Consider the following 18,991-nt stretch of genomic DNA (forward strand, 5'->3'; position numbering starts at 1 on the left):
GTTTCATCGGCAGGGCGACCTGCCAGATGAGGAACAGCTCGAGCCACCGGGGGGATGGCTCGCGCACGGTGCCGGGGGGCGCCGCGAGTCCTCGACGACGACACCCGTTCGGCGCCTCAAGGGGGACCGCCGGACGGGTCTCGTCATTTCGGGGCCCTGGTGCGGGCCCTACTTCTTCCGCGACAGGAACGCCCGCATCGCCTCGCGGGCCTCGTCGGAGCCGAAGAGGCGCGCGCTCTGCGCTGCCACGTCGTCACCGAGCCGGTCGATCCGCTCGAGCAGGTCGTGCGCCAGCAGCGCCTTGGTCTCGCGCAGCCCCTGCGCCGCGCCGGTGGCCAGCGACGCGCAGACCCGCGCGACCTCCGCGTCGAGGTCGTCGGTCGGCACCGCCCGCGTCACCAGGCCCATCCGCTCGGCCTCCGCACCGGTGAACGTCTCACCGGTCAGGAACGTGTACGCCGCCGCGCGCGACGTCAGCCGTGGCAGCACCGTCAGCGAGATGACCGCCGGCGCCAGGCCGAGCTTGACCTCGGTCAGCGCGAACGTTGCCCCCTCGTCGGCCACCACCACGTCCGCCGCCGCGACCAGGCCGATCCCGCCGGCCCGCACCGCCCCCTGCAGGCGCAGCACCACCGGCTTGCTCGACCCGACCACCAGCCGCTGCAGCCGCACGATCCCCAGCGGGGCCGACTCGGGGCTGCCGGTCGACGCCTCCGAGAGGTCCGCCCCGGAGCAGAACACGGTCCCCTCCGCCCGCAGCAGCACCACCTTCGCCGCCGCGTCCGCCTCGGCCCGCTCCAGGCACTCCCCCAGCTCCCGCACCAGCTGGGAGGAGAGCGCATTGCGGTTGTGCGGGGAGTCGAGGGTGATCGTCGCGACCTCGTCGGCGACCCCGTAGTGGACCAGCTCGTCAGCCATGCCGCCATCCTGCCCGACCCCGATCCCCGCAGGTCGAGCAGTGAGCGCTGCCGGGCGTCCTCGGCTGGTTGAGGAAGGCGCGCAGCGCCTGTCTCGAAACCCCCTGCCAGCCGACTTCGGCCTGCGGGCCGTGGGTGGTTGCGGTGGGGGCAGCTATGAGGACGAGGTACGCCGTGGGTCACGCGCCGCCGCCGGCTATCGGCTGGTTGAGGAAGGCGCGCCGCGCCTGTCTCAACCGGCCCCCGGCTGGTTGAGGAGGGCCGCCAGGCCCGTCTCGAAACCCGCCGGGAAAGTTCCCAGATCGGTGTCCGAATAGTGGTCTGACCTGGGGAAACAGCCCCGTGACTGTCGGCGGTCGCTGCTTGAGTAGACCCATGGCCAAGGACTCCCGACACAGTGCGCACCCGGTGTGCCGTGCGGTCGCGAAGTCCCACAAGAGGGTCTCTGCGACAGCCGACGCACGGTTGTGGTCGATGTCGGACACCGAGGTCTCCGAGGCGCTGGTCGAAGCCACCCGCCTCCGCGCACGCGTCGAGGCCCTCGAGCTCCGCCTCGCCGCCGAGGCGGACCGCCGCGCGGTCGGCGACAAGGTCGGCGCAACTGACACCGCGTCCTGGTGGGGACACGAGACCCGCCAAGGCCGTCCCGCCGCCAAGCGCCGCATGCGGCTCGCGGAAGCCCTCGACCGCCACGCCCCCACCGCCGCGGCACTGACGGAGGGTGCGATCAGCGTCGACCACGCCCGAGTCATCACCGACTGCGTCGACAAGTTCCCCGACGACCTGGCCGACCCGACCATCCCGGAGCGCGCAGAGAAGCACCTGTTGAACGAGGCGCTCGACCGTGATCCGAAGTCGCTCGCGATCCTCGCCAAGCACGTCCTGACCGTGGTTGCACCTGAGATCGGCGAGGAGCGTGATGCTCGCGCCCTCGAACGAGAAGAGCGCGAAGCGCGCGCCAAGGCCTGGCTGACCATGGCGCCCGATGGGCGGGGTAGCTACCGCGGGAAGTTCTCCATCCCCACGCTGCACGGAGAGATGCTGAAGAAGATGCTGCTCGCATTCGCCGCCCCCAAGCATCAGGCCGCGAGGAGACAGGACGACCAGTCCGAGGTCGCGGAGCGTCGGCCCTCGCCGGAGCGGATGGGCGACGCGTTCTGCGAGCTGCTCGAACGCCTCCCCGCCGACAAGCTCCCCCAGCTCGGCGGCCTCAACGCATCCGTCGTCGTCCTCATCGACTACACCGACCTCACGAGCGAGACCGGCCGGGCCACGTTGGAGTCCGGCGAACCGATCTCCGCCTCGCTCGCCCGGCGGATGGCCTGCGAAGCGGGCCTCCTCCCCGCCGTTCTCGGCAGGAAGTCAGAGCTCCTCGACCTCGGCCGCACCGCCCGACTCTTCTCCGGCGCTCAGCGCCGCGGGCTCGCGACCACGCAGAAGACCTGCACCGCCGTCGGCTGCGACTGGCCGGCCCACCTCTGCCACGCCCACCACGACCAGAGCTGGCTCCACGGCGGCAAGACAGACATGAAGAACGCCCGGTTGCTGTGCCCCAGGCACCACGCCCGCATCCACGACCCACGCTTCAAGACCACCCACCACCCCGACGGCGGTGTCTCGTTCCACATGCGGACATAGGCCGGCCGGCCCGCTGGTTGAGCAGCGAAGGCGTGCTGCGCCTGAGCGTGACGAAACCCCCGCACCCGCGCAGGGCGGCGACCACCACAGGGCCCTGCGCATCTCAGCAGGTCTCGTCGACGCTCGGTCTCGAGTCGGCGCTGGCGCGCCTCCTCAACCCACCGGCTGGCGGTCGCTGCTCGACCAGCGGGCGCCGATCAGGAGACGGTGACGATGAGTTCCTGGATGCCGCTGGAGCCCTCGGGGAAGGGGTTGGCGCGGACGGCGGTCTGGGGGTCGCCGTCGCCGTCGATGACGCGCGAGGCGATGCGGTGCTGGCCGGGAGTGGCGTCCCAGCGCAGGAACCACTGGCGCCAGTAGTCGTTGTTGACGTCCGCACCGAGCTCGGTGTCCTCCCAGGGGCCACCGTCGATGCGGACCTGGACGCGGCCGACGCCGCCGTTGCCCTGGGCCCAGGCGACACCGCCGATGACGTTCTCACCGGCGTCGAGCTGGGCGAGGGCGCGGGGGGTGTCGATGCGGCTGGAGGGCTTGATGGGGGCGTCGGTGGCCCACTCGCGGTCGGTCCAGTAGGCCTGCTGCTCGTCGTAGGTCGTCAGCGTCATCCGGGTGACCCACTTCGTGGCGCTGATGAAGCCGTAGAGGCCGGGGATGACCATCCGGGCGGGGAAGCCGTGCTCGCGCGGCAGCGGCTCGCCGTTCATGCCCACGGCCAGCAGCGCGTCGCGGCCGTCGGTGGCGAGGGCGAGCGGGGTGGAGATCTTCATGCCGTCGACGTCGGTGGAGAGGATCTGGTCGGCGCGGGAGCCGACGCCGGCCCGGTCCAGCAGCTCGTTGAGGGGGACGCCGAGCCAGCGGGCGCCGCCGACGTACTTGCCGCCGACGCTGTTGGAGACGCAGGTCAGCGTGATGTCCTTCTCGACCAGGTCCATCGCGAGGATGTCGTCGAAGGTGAAGGTGACCTCCTGATCGACGTCCCCGTCGATCGTCAGTGTCCAGCTCTCGTGGTCGACGATCGGCACGTCAAGGCGGGTGTCGACGCGGTAGAACTCGTCGTTCGGGACCCGCAGCGGCGTGATCCCGGAGAAGCGCTCCTCCAGCCCCTTCGGCAGCGGCGGCAGCGGCTCGGCGGCGGCGGGGAGGTCGATGTCGACGGCCCGGGAGCGGTACGACGCGATCCACCGACCCGCGCCGCCCATGACGGCCGCGGCGCCGGCCACGACGCCGAGCGCCACGAGGAGCCCGCGGCGCGACGGACCGGAGCCGTCAGCGCCATGGGCAGCACGGCCAGCACGCGCAGCGTCCGAGCCGGACGCGGAGCGGGCCGCCGAGCGGGCCAGCCACCACAGTGCGGCCACGCCGACGACGAGCGCGACGAGGCTCGGTACCACCGCGGACGCACCGGCGCCAGGCCGGGTGACGGCGACCGTGGCCGGGACGGCGACGAGCAGGACGAGGAGGGCGGCGCCGTACGCGAAGCGCTTGCGGGCGAGCAGGCCGGCCAGCGCGGAGAGCAGGACGACGCCGACGAGCACGGAGCCCACGAGGATCGGCTTGTCGCGGTCGCCGAACTGGCTGATCGCCCACTCCTTCACGGGGGTGGGCGTGAGGTCGATGACCTGGGACCCCACCGCGAGGACGGGCGAGGTCGCCGGCTCGAGGAGCGAGGCGACCAGGTGCCCGGCGGCGACCCCGGCGAGGGTGGCGAGGACGCCGGTCAGGGCGGCGAGGAGTCGGTTCACAGGTGGTGGTTCGGAGCGGACCCCTTCACCGGACTGCGGTGGCCGCCGCCAGGGCCGGCACGAGCATCGAGACCCCCGTGACGGTGAGCGCGAGGACGAGGAAGGCGAGGAACGCGAGCAGCGCTCTCCGGGACGAGGACATCGGTGGCGGCCCCCCAGCCGTGTGCCTGCGGCGCAGGCGAAGTCATCTCCTACCGACCCCGCGGACGTGCGGGGCCGGGCTCGCGGGGCCCGTCGTCAACGACGAGGTGGTAGGCCCACGCGGTGGTGCCGACGCTACCGGCGGGCGGCCGCGCTCCCGGCCGATCGGCGGCCCGGACGGCGTTCCTTGAACCAACGTGGAGGTACGGCGTCGCCTGCGTCACACGATCGGTGCGACGTCGGACCAATCCGCCGGGCCGACGGGGCCGAACAACCACCGTCAACGCACCGAGACGGTGCGCACAAGCTCTTCAGGAAGGCTCCACCATGAAGCTCCAGACCCTGCGCCGCACCGGTGTCGCGGCTGCCGCGATCTCCCTCTCCCTCGGCCTGGCGGCCTGCAGCAGCGAGGACGACAGCAGCGACAGCGCTTCGGACACCAGCTCCTCGAGCAGCGCCGAGAGCAGCGCCCCCGCCGAGGAGGAGACCACCGAGGCCGCCGCCGGCGCCCAGGCGCAGACCTTCGGCGACGCGTGCTCCGCCGTGCCGACCGACGGCCCCGGCTCGTTCGACGGCATGGTCCAGGACCCGGTCGCGACCGCCGCCTCGAACAACCCGCTCCTCGAGACCCTCGTGACCGCCGTCGGCGCCGTCGACGGCCTCGGCGACACCCTGAACTCCGCCGAGGCGCTCACCGTCTTCGCGCCCACCAACGACGCGTTCGGCGCGATCCCGGAGAAGAAGCTCCAGGCCGTGCTGAAGGACCAGAAGACGCTCGGCGCGATCCTGTCGCACCACGTCGTCGCCGGCCAGCTCGACCCCGACGCCGTCGTGGGCGAGCAGGAGACCCTGAACGGCGACATGGTCAACGTCGACGGCGACACCGAGGGCATGACCGTCGACGGCGCCAACGTGCTGTGCGGCAACATCCCGACCGCCAACGCGACGGTGTACGTCATCGACCAGGTCCTCATGCCCCCGGCCTGATCGCCGACCAGCACCGCAACCGGATCACTGACAGGATCATCGGGTGGAACACCTGAGGCCCGTCCCGACGGACGCCCCCGCTGCGGGGGCGTCCGTCGGACCCGACCTCGCCGGCCTGCTGCGGGCCGCGGGTCGCGGGGACCAGCACGCCTTCGCGCAGCTCTACGACGCCACCTGCTCGCGCGTCGTCGGCCTCGCCGTCCGGGTCGTCCGCGACCCGGCCCAGGCCGAGGAGGTCGCGCAGGAGGCGTTCCTGGAGATCTGGCGCACCGCCAGCCGCTACGACCCCGATCGCGGCAGCGCGCTCTCGTGGCTGCTGACGATCACGCACCGCAAGGCGGTCGACCGGGTCCGCTCGGCCGAGGCCAGCACCCGTCGTGACCGCAACTACCACGACCAGAACCAGCCGGTCCCGCACGACGCCACGGCCGAGGCCGCCCACGCCTCGCTCGAGGCGCGCCGCGTGCGCACCGCCCTGGACAGCCTGACCCCCGTGCAGCGCGAAGCCCTCGAGCTCGCCTACTTCGGGGGGTACACCCACACCGAGGTCGCCACCATGCTGGGACTACCGGTGGGCACCGCCAAGACCCGGATCCGCGACGGGCTGATCCGACTACGAGACACGATGGGAGTAGGGAGCTGACATGAGCGACGACATCCACGCACTGTCCGGCGCCTACGCCGTCGACGCACTGGACGACATCGAGCGAGCCCAGTTCGAGCGACACCTGGCCGGCTGCGAGATCTGCCGCGAGGAGGTCGACGGGCTGCGCGAGACCTCCGCGCTGCTGGCCGAGCTCACCGAGGTGACGCCGAGCGCTGCGCTCCGCGACCGGGTGCTGGCCGAGATCGCCACCGTGCGCCCGTTGCCCCCCGTCGTGCTCCCGCAAACGCTCACGGTCTCCTCCGACCTGACCGCCGACGCGGAGGACCTCGACGGCGACGACGACGGCGACGTCCCGGGCGCCACGCCGCTGGACCCCGCCGCCGGCCCCGCACGACGTACGCCGGCCTCCCGGCCGCGCCGCCTCCGCACCCTGCTCGTCGCAGCCGCCGCCGTGGTGGCGGTCGGCGTCGGCGGCACGGTGGTGGCCCAGCAGCCGTGGGCCGACGACACGAGCGAGGCCCCGCGCCTCTCCGCGGTCGACCGCATCAAGCAGGCCTCGGACGTGCAGACGTTCCGCCACGAGTTCCCCGACGGGGCCGAGGCGATCCTCTACCGCTCGACCTCGCTCAACGAGGCGGTCGTGGTCACCCACGACATGGGTCCGGCGCCGGAGGGCAAGGTCTACCAGGCCTGGCTGCAGCACGATGACACGATGGTCTCCGCCGGGCTGATGCCCGAGGGGCCCGACAACGTCATCCCGCTGCAGGGCGACCCCGCGACCGCGAACGGCTTCGGCATCACCGTCGAGCCGGCCGGCGGGTCGGTCATCCCCTCGCGGGACCCGGTCCTGGTCGTGGAGTTCACCGACGCGTGACCCGGACGCCTGACATGCTGCGCGCGTGAGCGAGAGCCAGCAGGGGCAGGTCGGCGAGGAGCTCGTCCGGCTCGCGTCGGCCGACAACTTCCGCGACGTCGCGGGCGACGGCCACCCGACGACGGACGGGGGACGGGTACGCCGCGGCGTGCTGTTCCGCTCCAACGAGCTGCAGCTGACCGACGCCGACGCCCACACCCTGCGCGACCTCGGCATCACCGCGGTCTACGACCTGCGTGGTGACCACGAGGTGGAGGCCCACCCGGACGTGCCGGTCCCCGGCGCGACGTGGCGGCACCTGCCCGTCGGCGGCATCCCGATGGACCGGGTCGCCGCGTTGCAGACCGGCGAGGAGTCGCTGGCCGCGATGCTCGACGTCTACCGCGGGTTCGTCGACCACCCCGGTGCCCGCGCCGCCTTCGGCGCGCTGCTCACCGCGATGGCCACCACCGACGGGCCGCAGCTGTTCCACTGCACCGCCGGCAAGGACCGCACCGGCTGGACGGCCGCGGTCGTCCTCGCCCTGGCCGGTGTCCCCGACGACGTGGTCCTCGAGGACTACCTGCTGACCAACACCTTCTCCACAGCCACCCGCGAGAAGTACCTCGCGCTGATCGCCGAGCACCTCGGCCCCGAGAAGGTCGCGGTCTACGAGGCGGTCATGGTCGCCGACGAGGCCTACCTCCGCACCGCGTGGGACGCCGTCGCGGCGGCGTACGGCGATCTGCGCACCTACGTCGTCGACGGCCTCGGCGTCTCCCCCGCGGACCTCGACGCCCTGATCGCCCGCCTGCGCGACTGACGGCCCCGCACCTCACCTGGTTGACGGGAACAACCAGCCGACGCGCGGCGTTCGGACCCGTCGTGACCACCACTGCTGCACCGCCCATCCCGACCGCCCCCGTCGTCGAGCGCCCCGGCCGCCTCATCGCGCTGCTGGTCGGCTCGGCGTTCGTCGTGATCCTCAACGAGACGATCATGGGCGTGGCGCTGCCGGAGCTGATGCGTGAGTTCGACGTGCCGGCGGCGACGGCCCAGTGGCTGACCACGGCGTTCCTGCTGACGATGGCGGTGGTCATCCCGATCACGGGGTTCCTGCTGACCCGCTTCCCGCTGCGGCGGGTGTTCATGGCGGCGATGATCTCCTTCACCGCCGGCACCCTGCTCGCGGCACTCGCCCCGACCTTCGCGGTGCTGGTGGGCGCCCGGGTCGTGCAGGCGGTCGGCACCGCGCTGATGATGCCGCTGCTCATCACCACGATCCTCACGATCGTCCCGCCCGAGCGGCGCGGCCGGATGATGGGCACGATCTCGATCGTCATCTCGGTGGCCCCCGCTGTGGGCCCGACGATCTCCGGCATCGTGCTCGACCAGCTCGACTGGCGCTGGATGTTCTGGCTCGTGCTGCCGATCGCCGCGCTCTCCCTCGCGCTCGGCACCGCCTGGGTCCGCAACGTCACCGAGCCGCAGCAGGTCCCGGTGGACGTGCTGTCGGTGGTGCTGTCGGCGTTCGCCTTCGGCGGCCTCATCTACGGCCTGAGCAGCATCGGCGAGGCCGCTGCTGGCGACACCCCGCTCCCGCCGTGGCTGCCGCTGGTGGTCGGCGGCGTGGCCCTCGTCGCCTTCGTCGCCCGTCAGCTCTCGCTGCGCGAGCGCGCCCTGCTGGACCTGCGCACCTTCGCGGTCCGCACCTTCACCGTCGCCTCGCTGCTGGTCGCGGTGAGCATGATGGCGCTCTTCGGCACGCTGATCCTGCTGCCGATCTACCTCCAGGACGTGCTGGGGCTCAGCACCCTGCAGACCGGCCTCGTGCTGCTGCCCGGCGGCCTGGTCATGGGCCTGCTGGCGCCGTTCGTCGGGCGGGCCTTCGACCGGGTCGGCCCGCGGCCGCTGGTGGTCCCGGGCGCGGCGATCAGCTCGGTCGCCCTGTGGTCGATGTCGATGCTCGACACCGCCAGCAGCCGCGGCACGGTCGTGGCCATCCACGTCGTGCTGAGCATCGGCCTGGCGCTGATGTTCACCCCGCTGCTGACCTCGGCGCTCGGCTCGCTGCCCGCGCACCTCTACTCCCACGGCAGCGCGACGGTCTCCACGCTCCAGCAGGTCGCCGGCGCCGCCGGCACCGCGCTCTTCGTGACCGTGATGACCAAGCGGGCGGTGAGCGAGGCGTCGGCCGGGGCGTCGGCGGTCGACGCCACCGCCGAGGGCGTGCACGCCGCGCTGCTGTACGGCGGGGTCATCTCCGCCGTCGCCGTCGTCGTCGCGCTGCTGGTGCGGCGGCCGGCCGTCCCGGCGGGCGCACCCGTCGAGGCGCCCGCCGCCGCCTGACCGGGTCAGCCCTGGGCGACCGGGGCGCTGAAGGTGCGCGGCGTACCGAGCCAGTCGACCGCCATGCCGCCGCCCTTCTTCGCCCCGCTCACCTTCACCTCGACCCGCACGTCGGTGCCGTCGTCGTCGAAGCAGTCCTGGGAGAAGCGCGAGCGCACCATCTCGGCCTCGTAGTCGAGCCGGCTGCGGTAGGAGCAGTCGACCGGCTCGATGCCGTCCTTGTTGGTGTTCCACCCGTCGACCTCGAGCAGGATGTAGTCGGTGCCGTCGAAGTAGCCGCCCACGAGCGCGTACTCGGGGCCTGGATCGTCGGGGTCGGTGTCGAGGAAGACCTTGCCGCCGGCCTGCGACCGGTAGCTGGGGACGAGGTTGCGGTGGGTGGTCACGACGCGCACGTTCTGCTTGCCGTTGACGACCTTGACCGAGAGCAGGTCTACGCCGGGGCCGATGTCGCCGGCCTTGTCGGTCACGGTGGCCGTCGCGGCGGAGGCCGCGCCCGGCACGGAGAGCACGAGCGCCGCTGCGGCGGTCGCCGCCAGCGCGGAGGTGGGGAAGGACAGGTGCATCAGGGGACTCCTCAGGTGGGGGGACTGTCACCTGGGAGACGCAGGAAGCGCCCGCAGGGTTGCCTCCCAGGATGCGCCGGTCCTCACCGTCCGGGAAGGGCCGGGACCAGACCGCGCACGACGTCGTACGTCGCCCGGTCGGCCGCGACGACCAGTCCGGACGGCGGCGGGCCCTGCGGCCGGTACGGCTCGCCCCGGAACGTCCCGACGTGGCCGCCCGCCTCGGTGACGAGCAGCGAGCCCGGCGCGTGGTCCCACGGCTTGGTCTTCTTGTAGAGCGCGTAGTCCGCGCGCCCGTCGACGACCGCGGGGTAGTCCACGCCGCAGCAGCGCCACGAGAGCTCCAGCGTGCGCAGGGTGCCGAGCGCGCGCCCGATCCAGCCGCGCCGCGAGGTGACGCCGAGCAGGCCGTCACCGACCGGCGGCCGGTGCACCCGCACGTCGTTGCGCCACGCGCCGCCGCCCCGCTCCGCGACGTACGCCGCCTCGTGCTGCGGCTGCCAGATCCAGCTGCGCACGACCTCCCCGCCGCGCAGCTCGGCCACCATCACCGCGTGGTCGGGCGACCCCTTGACGAAGTTGCGGGTGCCGTCGACCGGATCCACGGTGAACGCGTGGTCGGCGCCGCGGTAGCAGTCGAGGACCGACGGGTCCGCGGCCGTCGCCTCCTCGCCGAGCACGAGCGCGTCGGGGTAGGCCGCCCGCAGCCGCCGCGTGATCAGCACCTCGGCCTCGCGGTCGGCGACGGTCACCAGGTCGCCGGGGTGCGCCTTGGAGGTCACGTCGCCCTCGGCGAGGCTCCGGAAGCGCGGGTTGATGACCTCGGCCGCGACCTCCTGGAGCATCGCCAGCACCGCGTCGGTGTCCATCCCGGTCGTCACGACGAGGCCGTCACAGGTCGAGCAGGGTCGCGGCGCGGCGGGTGAACCGCTTGAGCGCCCGCGCCTGCTGGGCCGAGACCTTGCCGGCCCTCTTCAGCGTGGTGGCGCGCTCGCGGAGCAGCGCCAGGCGCGTGCGGGCGTCGGAGTCGAGCCCCAGGCCGGCGTACCGCACGATCGCCCGGACCTGCGTGCGCAGCGTCCTCGCACGGGCGGCCGGGAGCTGCTGGTGGGCCGCGAGGCCGTCGAAGCGGCGCAGCACCTTGTCGCCGCGCGTCTCGTCGGGCTGCGTGGCGAGGCCGAGCGTGCGGAGCGCGACCTCGGCCATCCGCTGCTCGCCGAAGGCGTTGGGGTGCACGACCACGGGGTTGGTGCCGCCGAAGACCGGCTCGATCCAGCGGGTGCCGGCGGGCTGGCAGGCGTCGTGGCCCTCGGACGCCGGCGCCATGTCGACGTACGTCGCACCGGTGGCCTCGGCCGCGCGCCGGACCGCGTCGTTGAGCGTGGCCTGCAGGCTGCGCAGGTAGGGCACGTCGCCCTCGGCGACCGGCATCGCGCCGAAGCAGGCCCCGGTCGCCGGGAGGATCCACGGGTAGGCGAGCGCCGCGACCGTCGCCTGCGGGGCGCGCTCGCGGATGTCGGTGAAGGCCTGGACGAGCGCGGGGTAGGTCTCGTCGCGGACGGTGTCCTCGTAGGCCGACCCGTGCTGGTCCGCGCACGGGCTGCCGGTGCCGCCGGTGGAGAAGCCCGCCAGGCTGCAGTCGCGGATCGCGCCGCCGAAGACGTTGTTGTCGTTGCCGCCGATCGTCACCGTCACCAGCTCGGTCGTGGCCGCGAGCGCGTCGAGCTGGGGCGCGACGGCCGGGTGCTGGGCGGTGCGGAGGTCGCGGGTCTGCGCGCCGCCGCAGGTGACGTCGACCAGGGTCGCGCCGGTGCGGGCGGCGATGACGCGGGCGTAGTTGCGCGTGGACCGCTGGCACTCCACCGGCGCCGCGGGGTCGACCGGCTGGACGCCGGCGGCCGAGGCGTAGGAGTCGCCGAGGGCGACGTACTCGACCGCGTCGGCCCGCGGCGGCGCAGTGGCCGCGGAGGCGGTGGCCGGGGAGGCGACGAGGGTGCCGGCGAGCAGGGCGAGGCCGGCCGCGGCGGTGGCCGCAGCGGTGGTGGGGCGCGTCATGGAGGTGGCTTTCGACGGACGGAGCGGGGCGCGGTCACGGTACGCCGGGGTGCCAGCCGCGCGTGCCCGATGGTCCTAGTACCTGCCGTTTGGTCGTGTTCCGGCCGTCCGGCCGCCTAGCGTGGCTCCCGGTCACCCACCCGGCGCAGCGGCCGGCGACGGTGACCGGCACGGCGGAGCGCGCACGTGCCGTCCGACCCGGACCCGCGCAGCGGCTGGTTCGTCGGGTGGAACGGCTCGTGCGCGTCACCGTCGTGCGGAGCGGGGCGTCCCCGGGCTCCCCTGCCGGGGACCGCCCCGCCACCGAGCGCCGGTCGGGTCCCCGCCGCGTACGCTCCGCGCATGACCGCCAGCCGATCCGCCCGCGGCCGTCGCGCCGCCGCCCAGGCCGGTCCGCTGGCCCGCGTCGCCGTCGAGGTCGGCGCCGACGAGCAGCTGGTCTACAAGATCAGCTGCTCCGCCTGCACCGCGCGCGGCGGCAAGCCGTGGTCGGCGTACCGCCCCGGTGCGGACAACGGCTACCTCGCCGCGATGGACCGCTGGACCTTCCACCTGGTCGAGAAGCACCCCGGCGAGGACGCGCCGTGCCTGGCGTTCCTGGCCGAGGCCCAGCAGCGGCTGCACGAGCGCCGCGAGGGCGGAACAACCACCGACGAGTGAATGTTCAACCAGGCATGAAGAACATCGGGTTCCTGTCCTTCGGCCACTGGACGCCCTCGCCGCAGTCGCAGACGCGGTCGGCCTCCGACGCGCTGCTGCAGTCGATCGACCTCGCGGTGGCCGCCGAGGAGCTCGGCGTCGACGGGGCCTACTTCCGGGTGCACCACTTCGCCCGCCAGCTCGCCGCACCGTTCCCGCTGCTCGCCGCCGTCGGCGCGCGCACCAGCCGGATCGAGATCGGCACCGGCGTGATCGACATGCGCTCCGAGAACCCGCTCTACATGGCCGAGGACGCCGGCGCCGCCGACCTCATCTCGGGCGGCAGGCTCCAGCTCGGCATCAGCCGCGGGTCACCGGAGCAGGTCGTCGACGGCTTCCGCTACTTCGGCTACGAGCCGCCGGAGGGCATGGACCACGCCGACATGGCGCGGCGCCACACCGAGGTGCTGCTCCAGGTGCTCGAGGGGGAGGGCTTCGCCGAGCCCCACCCGCGGCCGATGTTCCCCAACCCGCCTGGCCTGCTGCGCCTCGAGCCGCACTCCGCCGGCCTGCGCGACCGCATCTGGTGGGGCGCCGGCTCCCGCGCCACCGCCGAGTGGACCGCGAAGCAGGGGATGAACCTGATGAGCTCCACGCTGCTCACCGAGGACACCGGCGTGCCCTTCCACCGGCTCCAGGCCGAGCAGATCGAGCGGTTCCGCGCCGCGTGGACCGAGGCCGGGCACACCCGCGAGCCGCGCGTCTCGGTCAGCCGCAGCATCTTCCCGATCGTCAACGACATGGACCGCGCCTACTTCGGCCACGAGTCCCGCAGCCAGGACCAGGTCGGGATGATCGACGGCGGTCGCGCGCGGTTCGGCAAGACCTACGCCGGCGAGCCGGATCAGGTCGTCCGCGAGCTCGCCGAGGACGAGGCGGTCGCCGCGGCCGACACCCTGCTGCTCACGGTCCCCAACCAGCTGGGCGTCGACTACAACGCGCACGTGCTCGAGACCGTGGTCCAGCACGTCGCCCCCGCGCTCGGCTGGCGCTGACCCCGGCGCACGTCGCCTGGCCCGCCCGCCGAGCAGCGATCAGGCCAGCAGGTCGCGGATCTGCGGGAGCAGCCGGTCGAGGTCGCTCGCGTCGCGGAGCACGAGCACCGCGGGGAGCGCCTCGGCCGGGGCGCCCTCGCGGCCGGGCACGTCGACGTGCGACTCGACCTCGGCCATCGCCGCCCGGAAGGCGCGGCGCGCCTCGGTCGCGGTGGCCAGCTGCCCACGCAGCCACGCGCGCAGCACGTGGTTGTGGGCGGTGACGACGGCGTTGGCGATCAGCTCGGCGCGCAGCAGGCTCTCGGGCTCGCCGCCGAGCCAGCCGTGGATGTGGCGGGTGAAGGTCTGCTCGTACTGCCGGATCCCCGACCGCTCGCGCTCCTGCAGCGCCGGCACGCTCCGCGTCAGCCGGTAGCGCCGGCGCGCCCGCTCGCCCTCGTCGAGGTAGTGCTGGAGCACCAGCCCGGCCGCCTCGGAGACGCCGACGATGGCGGTACGCGGCGTGGCCGTCGCCAGCCGGGCCCCGATCGCGGTCAGCAGCTGCTCGTGGTCGGGGAAGACCACGTGCTCCTTGGAGCGGAACTGGCGGAAGAACGTCGTGCGCCCGACCCCCGCCCGCGCGGCGATGTCCTCGACCGTCGTGGCGTCGTACCCGCGCTCGGCGAACAGGTCGAACGCCGCCTCCACGATGCGCTCGCGTGCGCTGCGCTCCGCCACCTGGTCCCCCTGCTCCCGCCTCCGACGCCGGCTCGTGCCGACCTGCCGCCCGCAGCCTAGATGGTACGCAGTACCGTAGTAGCGGCATCCGGTGCCACAGGGGCCGCCGGACGAGGGAGGTCGCACATCGTGGAACGCGTGGGAGTCGTCGGGTTCGGGCTCATGGGAGCCGGCATCGCGGAGGTCAGCGCACGCGCCGGCCTCGACGTCGTCGTGGTCGACGCCGACCAGGCCGCGGTCGACCGTGGCCGCTCGCGGCTCGAGGCATCGCTGCGCCGGGCCGAGGCCAAGGGCAAGCTGACCGGCACCGAGGGGACAGCCGACGAGGTGCTGGCCCGGATCACCCCGGCCACCGACCTCGGCGCGCTCGCCGACCGCCAGCTCGTCGTCGAGGCGATCGTGGAGGACGAGACGGCCAAGGTCGAGCTCTTCCGCACCCTCGACAAGACGCTGACCGACGACGAGGCGATCCTGGCGTCCAACACCTCCTCGATCCCGATCATGAAGCTCGGCGTCGTCACCCAGCGCCCCGAGAACGTGCTCGGCATCCACTTCTTCAACCCGGTCCCGGTCCTCAAGCTGGTCGAGCTCGTCCCGAGCCTGCTGACCGCCGACGAGACCACCGAGCGCAGCCGCGCCTTCGTCCAGGACCGCCTCGGCAAGCAGGCGATCGACTGCCAGGACCGCGCCGGTTTCGTCGTCAACGCGCTGCTGATCCCCTTCATCCTCTCCGCGATCCGGATGTACGAGTCCGGCTTCGCCTCCGCCGAGGACATCGACCAGGGCCTCGTGCTCGGCGCCGCCCACCCGCAGGGCCCGCTCGCGCTCGCCGACCTGATCGGCCTCGACACCACCAAGGCCGTCGCCGAGTCGCTCTACGAGGAGTTCAAGGAGCCGCTGTACGCCGCCCCGCCGCTGCTCCAGCGGATGGTCGACGCCGGCCTGCTCGGTCGGAAGAGCGGCCGCGGCTTCTACACGTACTGATCCACCACCCGGCCAGACCCACCCAGCCAGACCCGCCCAGCCACACCCACCGGAGACACCCCGCACATGAGCAACGACTTCCCCCTGTACGACCTGTCCGAGGAGCACCGCGCGGTCCGCGAGGCCGTCCGCGCGATCTGCGACGCCAAGGTGGCGCCGTACGCCTCCGAGGTCGACGAGCAGGCCCGCTTCCCCCAGGAGGCGGCCGACGCGCTGCTGGCCGCGGACTTCCACGCCCCGCACGTGCCCGAGGAGTACGGCGGCGCCGGGGCCGACGCGCTCGCCACCGTGATCGTGATCGAGGAGGTCGCGCGCGCCGACGTCTCGGCCTCGCTGATCCCCGCGGTCAACAAGCTCGGCTCGCTGCCGGTGCAGATCGCGGGGTCGGAGGAGCTGAAGAAGCAGTACCTCGGCGCGCTGGCCCGCGGCGAGGGCGGCTTCTCCTACTGCCTCTCCGAGCCCGAGGCCGGCTCCGACGCCGTCTCGATGCGCACCCGCGCGGTGCGCGAGGGCGACGAGTGGGTCCTCGACGGCGTGAAGCGGTGGATCACCAACGCCGGCGTCTCGGAGTACTACACCGTCCTCGCCGTCACCGACGCCGACAAGCGCTCCAAGGGCATCTCCGCCTTCGTCGTGGAGAAGTCCGACCCGGGCGTCTCCTTCGGCGCCCCGGAGAAGAAGCTCGGCATCAAGGGCTCCCCCACCCGCGAGGTCTACCTCGACAAGGTCCGCATCCCCGCCGACCGGATGATCGGCGCCGAGGGCACCGGCTTCGCGACCGCGATGAAGACCCTCGACCACACCCGCGTCACCATCGCTGCGCAGGCCGTCGGCGTCGCCCAGGGCGCGCTGGACCACGCGCTGGCCTACGCCCAGGAGCGCCAGCAGTTCGGCAAGCCGATCTCGGACTTCCAGGGCCTGCAGTTCATGCTCGCCGACATGGGCATGAAGGTGGAGGCCGCGCGCCAGATGACGTACGCCGCCGCCGGCCGCTCCGAGCGTGGCGACAGCGACCTCACCTTCTTCGGCGCGGCCGCGAAGTGCTTCGCCTCCGACGTCGCCATGGAGGTCACCACCAACGCGGTGCAGGTGCTCGGCGGCTACGGCTACACCCGCGACTACCCGCTCGAGCGGATGATGCGCGACGCCAAGATCACCCAGATCTACGAGGGCACCAACCAGGTCCAGCGGATCGTGATGGCACGTCAGCTCCTTGCGGGGGTCCAGTCGCGACTTTGACCTGCATGTTTGCTGTCCAGAGCGGCGATTCCTGCGACCATGGTGCCAGACAGGCGCGACGTGACAATGGCCGAGTTCGGCATTTCGCAGCACCGAGATGCACCCGTCCGCACGGTCTGTGTGTCGCTTGTGTGACACGTCCCTCCTGCTCGACGACGGGCGAGAACGCAGGCCGGTCGCCGTTCCGGCGGACCGGCATGTGAGGACGGCGACTGGGTACGGTGTGGCTGATGCGCACGCACGAGACGTTGCTCGTGAAGCCAGCCCATGGGTGGCTGGTTGCCTGCGTGATGGCCTCGCTCGTCGTCCTGATGGGAGCCTCCGGCGATGACGTGTTCGCGCGCCATGTCGGCATGTCGGTCTCTGCGTCCCCGACGTCCGGCACCGCCCCTGGAGCCGACAGCCTGACCGTGCCGACGGACCCCCGGCTGGCCGCTGGTGAGGTTCTGACCGTTCGGCCCGACCACAGCAGCGACGACCGCGGCACTGCCGCTCACACGCTTCACCTGCTCGGCGCCTGCTTGGCGATCTTGTGCGCCGCTGCGGTGCTTCTGCATCGCCGCGGATGGTGGCGCGGGTCAACACACGCGACTGCAGCACTGTCACCGCGGCTGACGTTTCCCGCCTCGTGGCTCGCGCGCGTGCTCAGGGGCCCTCCGCCCCGAGATCCGCCTCGCTTCTCTCCGGTGATCCGGACCTGAGGGCTGGTGCGTTCGCTTGCGCCACGGCTTGGCCGTGACGCGACTACGCACACCCGTACAGCAGGTCCACACCAACGAGAGACGGAGAGAAGACAATGTCCAGCACGATCACCGAGATGATGAAGGCCTACCCCGCCGAGATCAACGCCGACCGCGAGCTCCTGGCACAGTGCGTGGCCGCATGCGTGGAGTGCGCCCAGACGTGCACCGCGTGCGCCGATGCGTGCCTCAGCGAGGAGATGGTCGCCGAGCTGACCAAGTGCATCCGCACGAACGCCGACTGCGCCGACATCTGCGAGACCACCGGCCGGGTGCTGTCACGCCACACCGGCTACGACGCGAACATCACCCGGGCGGTCCTCCAGGCGTGCGCGCAGGCGTGCAAGTCCTGCGCCGAGGAGTGCGAGCAGCACGCCGAGATGCACGAGCACTGCCGCATCTGCGCCGAGGCCTGCCGCCGCTGTGAGGACGCCTGCAACCGCCTGCTGGCCGCCATCGGCTGAGGACCGACCTCGCCGCACGGCAGTGGCCGGACTCCCACGAGGGTCCGGCCACCGCCGGGCGAGCTCGCCCTGCACGGCACACAGAACTCGAAGGACTGACCCACCCATGCCTCAGTACAAGCAGAACGACCAGCACGACCAGCACGACCAAAACGACAGCGGCGGACACGGCGGTGACCACGGTGGACGACACGAGGCGAAGATGTACCTCAGGTTCGGCCTGATGATCGCGACGTCGACCACCGTCATGTTCGCCCTCACGTACACGAACGCGTTCAGTGCCGACCATGTCCGTTTCAGCGAGGAGCGCCTCTACATGGCGCTGCTCATGGGCGCAGCGATGGCGCTCATCATGCTGGCGTTCATGTGGGGGATGATGTACCGCAACCGCACGGTGAACGTCGCCATCGTCGTGGGAGCGCTCCTTCTCGGCGGCACGGCGCTCTACCTGTCCCGCTCGCAGGCGCTCGTCGAGGACGAGAGCTACATGAAGGCGATGATCCCGCACCACTCGATCGCCATCCTGACCAGCGAGAGGGCGGGCATCGAGGACGTCCGGGTGCGCGAGCTGGCCGACGGCATCACCGCCGCGCAGCGCAAGGAGATCAAGGAGATGGACTGGCTGGTCCAGGACATCGAGGAGAACGGCCCGGCGACCACTCGGGAGGATGCCGAGCAGCGACCGGTCCCGGACTTCGAGGGCGCGGCCATGGGGCAGCGGGACGCTTGGCGCGCCGCGCAGACACTTCTGCGTGCGCTTCTCGCTCTCCCGTTGGTCGGCAACGTGGCCCGCTGATCTCTCTCGGCGTCTGGAGGCCTGACCGGGGTCCACAACTCTTCGGTCAGGCCTCCACCACCCGGCGCGGACGCATGTCTGTCACGAACGGACGAGCCTGGTGATGGCGCTCATCGCCTCATCCACCCCTGGCTGAGCCTCGTCACAAGGGTTCACGGTCGCGTGCGCGACGCAGCGGCGCATGTGCTCGTCGAGCAGAGTCAACGCGACGCTCTGCAACGCCCGGGTCGCAGCAGCCACTTGGGTGAGGACGTCGATGCAGGACGCGTCGGAGCCGACCATGCGCTCCAGGCCACGCACCTGCCCCTCGATCTTGTGCAACCGGATGAGCACGGCCCGCTTGTCGGTGATGCACCGTGGCTCGGCGTTCATCGCGTTCATCGCCTACTTCCTCGCCGTAGATGGACTGCCGGGCCGTGGCCCGCACCCCATTCCTGATGGCCGTCGCGGTGGGCGCCGCGACCGCAGCGACCTCGCACCTCCACCGTGCGACACGTCACCC

Annotated in this window: 20 protein-coding genes; 13 read left to right on the plus strand and 7 right to left on the minus strand. The window is 72.4% G+C overall.

The window, feature by feature from the left end; genetic code table 11:
* Positions 1-168: 168 nt before the first annotated feature.
* Positions 169-918, minus strand: coding sequence for an enoyl-CoA hydratase family protein (locus QWY29_RS06175; protein WP_300959822.1), 750 nt, complete (start codon positions 916-918; stop codon positions 169-171).
* A gap of 473 nt (positions 919-1,391) precedes the next feature.
* Between QWY29_RS06175 and QWY29_RS06180 the strand changes: the two genes are divergently transcribed.
* Positions 1,392-2,555 carry an HNH endonuclease signature motif containing protein gene (locus QWY29_RS06180; RefSeq protein ID WP_300959823.1) on the plus strand — a complete coding sequence of 388 codons (1,164 nt, stop codon included), beginning with the start codon at positions 1,392-1,394 and terminating at the stop codon, positions 2,553-2,555.
* Between the two features lie 197 nt (positions 2,556-2,752).
* Here QWY29_RS06180 and QWY29_RS06185 read toward each other — a convergent pair whose 3' ends face one another.
* Positions 2,753-4,297, minus strand: coding sequence for a molybdopterin-dependent oxidoreductase (locus tag QWY29_RS06185; protein ID WP_300959824.1), 1,545 nt, complete (start codon positions 4,295-4,297; stop codon positions 2,753-2,755).
* A gap of 468 nt (positions 4,298-4,765) precedes the next feature.
* Between QWY29_RS06185 and QWY29_RS06190 the strand changes: the two genes are divergently transcribed.
* The 5 genes from QWY29_RS06190 to QWY29_RS06210 all read left to right on the plus strand — a co-directional run bounded on the left by QWY29_RS06190 (position 4,766) and on the right by QWY29_RS06210 (position 9,234).
* Positions 4,766-5,425, plus strand: a complete 660-nt coding sequence (locus QWY29_RS06190; protein ID WP_300959825.1) for a fasciclin domain-containing protein — start codon at positions 4,766-4,768, stop codon at positions 5,423-5,425.
* 43 nt (positions 5,426-5,468) lie between these two features.
* Positions 5,469-6,068 carry an ECF RNA polymerase sigma factor SigK gene (sigK, locus tag QWY29_RS06195; RefSeq protein WP_300959826.1) on the plus strand — a complete coding sequence of 200 codons (600 nt, stop codon included), beginning with the start codon at positions 5,469-5,471 and terminating at the stop codon, positions 6,066-6,068.
* 1 nt (position 6,069) lies between these two features.
* Positions 6,070-6,906 carry an anti-sigma factor gene (locus tag QWY29_RS06200; protein ID WP_300959827.1) on the plus strand — a complete coding sequence of 279 codons (837 nt, stop codon included), beginning with the start codon at positions 6,070-6,072 and terminating at the stop codon, positions 6,904-6,906.
* Between the two features lie 25 nt (positions 6,907-6,931).
* Positions 6,932-7,708 (plus strand): tyrosine-protein phosphatase, encoded by a 777-nt coding sequence (locus QWY29_RS06205; RefSeq protein ID WP_300959828.1) that lies wholly within the window; start codon positions 6,932-6,934, stop codon positions 7,706-7,708.
* A gap of 62 nt (positions 7,709-7,770) precedes the next feature.
* Positions 7,771-9,234 carry an MDR family MFS transporter gene (locus tag QWY29_RS06210; RefSeq protein WP_300959829.1) on the plus strand — a complete coding sequence of 488 codons (1,464 nt, stop codon included), beginning with the start codon at positions 7,771-7,773 and terminating at the stop codon, positions 9,232-9,234.
* Between the two features lie 5 nt (positions 9,235-9,239).
* Here QWY29_RS06210 and QWY29_RS06215 read toward each other — a convergent pair whose 3' ends face one another.
* From QWY29_RS06215 to QWY29_RS06225, 3 genes are all read right to left on the minus strand, one after another.
* Positions 9,240-9,800 carry a hypothetical protein gene (locus QWY29_RS06215; RefSeq protein ID WP_300959830.1) on the minus strand — a complete coding sequence of 187 codons (561 nt, stop codon included), beginning with the start codon at positions 9,798-9,800 and terminating at the stop codon, positions 9,240-9,242.
* A gap of 83 nt (positions 9,801-9,883) precedes the next feature.
* A complete protein-coding gene (locus QWY29_RS06220; RefSeq protein WP_300959831.1) occupies positions 9,884-10,681 on the minus strand; it encodes an inositol monophosphatase family protein in 798 nt (265 codons plus the stop codon).
* A 10-nt stretch (positions 10,682-10,691) separates the two neighbouring features.
* A complete protein-coding gene (locus QWY29_RS06225; protein WP_300959832.1) occupies positions 10,692-11,855 on the minus strand; it encodes an SGNH/GDSL hydrolase family protein in 1,164 nt (387 codons plus the stop codon).
* Between the two features lie 342 nt (positions 11,856-12,197).
* On the opposite strand from QWY29_RS06225, the gene QWY29_RS06230 reads away from it, so the two are divergent.
* Together QWY29_RS06230 and QWY29_RS06235 are read left to right on the plus strand one after the other, a co-directional pair.
* Entirely contained in the window at positions 12,198-12,515 is a 318-nt protein-coding gene (locus QWY29_RS06230; protein WP_300959833.1) for a hypothetical protein, read from the plus strand.
* A gap of 14 nt (positions 12,516-12,529) precedes the next feature.
* Positions 12,530-13,549, plus strand: a complete 1,020-nt coding sequence (locus QWY29_RS06235; protein ID WP_300959834.1) for an LLM class flavin-dependent oxidoreductase — start codon at positions 12,530-12,532, stop codon at positions 13,547-13,549.
* Positions 13,550-13,588: 39 nt separating this feature from the next.
* Here the strand turns inward: QWY29_RS06235 and QWY29_RS06240 are convergent, their stop codons facing one another.
* Positions 13,589-14,266, minus strand: coding sequence for a TetR/AcrR family transcriptional regulator (locus tag QWY29_RS06240; protein WP_300959835.1), 678 nt, complete (start codon positions 14,264-14,266; stop codon positions 13,589-13,591).
* A 129-nt stretch (positions 14,267-14,395) separates the two neighbouring features.
* On the opposite strand from QWY29_RS06240, the gene QWY29_RS06245 reads away from it, so the two are divergent.
* The 5 genes from QWY29_RS06245 (at position 14,396) to QWY29_RS06265 (ending at position 18,489) form a co-directional block, all read left to right on the plus strand.
* Positions 14,396-15,250, plus strand: coding sequence for a 3-hydroxybutyryl-CoA dehydrogenase (locus QWY29_RS06245; RefSeq protein ID WP_300959836.1), 855 nt, complete (start codon positions 14,396-14,398; stop codon positions 15,248-15,250).
* 66 nt (positions 15,251-15,316) lie between these two features.
* Positions 15,317-16,489 carry an acyl-CoA dehydrogenase family protein gene (locus QWY29_RS06250; RefSeq protein ID WP_300959837.1) on the plus strand — a complete coding sequence of 391 codons (1,173 nt, stop codon included), beginning with the start codon at positions 15,317-15,319 and terminating at the stop codon, positions 16,487-16,489.
* A gap of 230 nt (positions 16,490-16,719) precedes the next feature.
* A complete protein-coding gene (locus QWY29_RS06255; RefSeq protein WP_300959838.1) occupies positions 16,720-17,190 on the plus strand; it encodes a hypothetical protein in 471 nt (156 codons plus the stop codon).
* A 95-nt stretch (positions 17,191-17,285) separates the two neighbouring features.
* The gene (locus QWY29_RS06260) at positions 17,286-17,693 is read left to right on the plus strand and encodes a four-helix bundle copper-binding protein (RefSeq protein WP_300959839.1); all 408 of its coding nucleotides are present in this window, start codon (positions 17,286-17,288) and stop codon (positions 17,691-17,693) included.
* 106 nt (positions 17,694-17,799) lie between these two features.
* Positions 17,800-18,489 carry a DUF305 domain-containing protein gene (locus QWY29_RS06265; protein WP_300959840.1) on the plus strand — a complete coding sequence of 230 codons (690 nt, stop codon included), beginning with the start codon at positions 17,800-17,802 and terminating at the stop codon, positions 18,487-18,489.
* 81 nt (positions 18,490-18,570) lie between these two features.
* Here the strand turns inward: QWY29_RS06265 and QWY29_RS06270 are convergent, their stop codons facing one another.
* Complete coding sequence (locus QWY29_RS06270; protein ID WP_300959841.1) at positions 18,571-18,870, minus strand: metal-sensitive transcriptional regulator; 300 nt, start codon at positions 18,868-18,870, stop codon at positions 18,571-18,573.
* Positions 18,871-18,991 lie beyond the last annotated feature (121 nt).

Source organism: Nocardioides abyssi (assembly GCF_030412915.1).
Taxonomy (GTDB): domain Bacteria; phylum Actinomycetota; class Actinomycetes; order Propionibacteriales; family Nocardioidaceae; genus Nocardioides; species Nocardioides abyssi.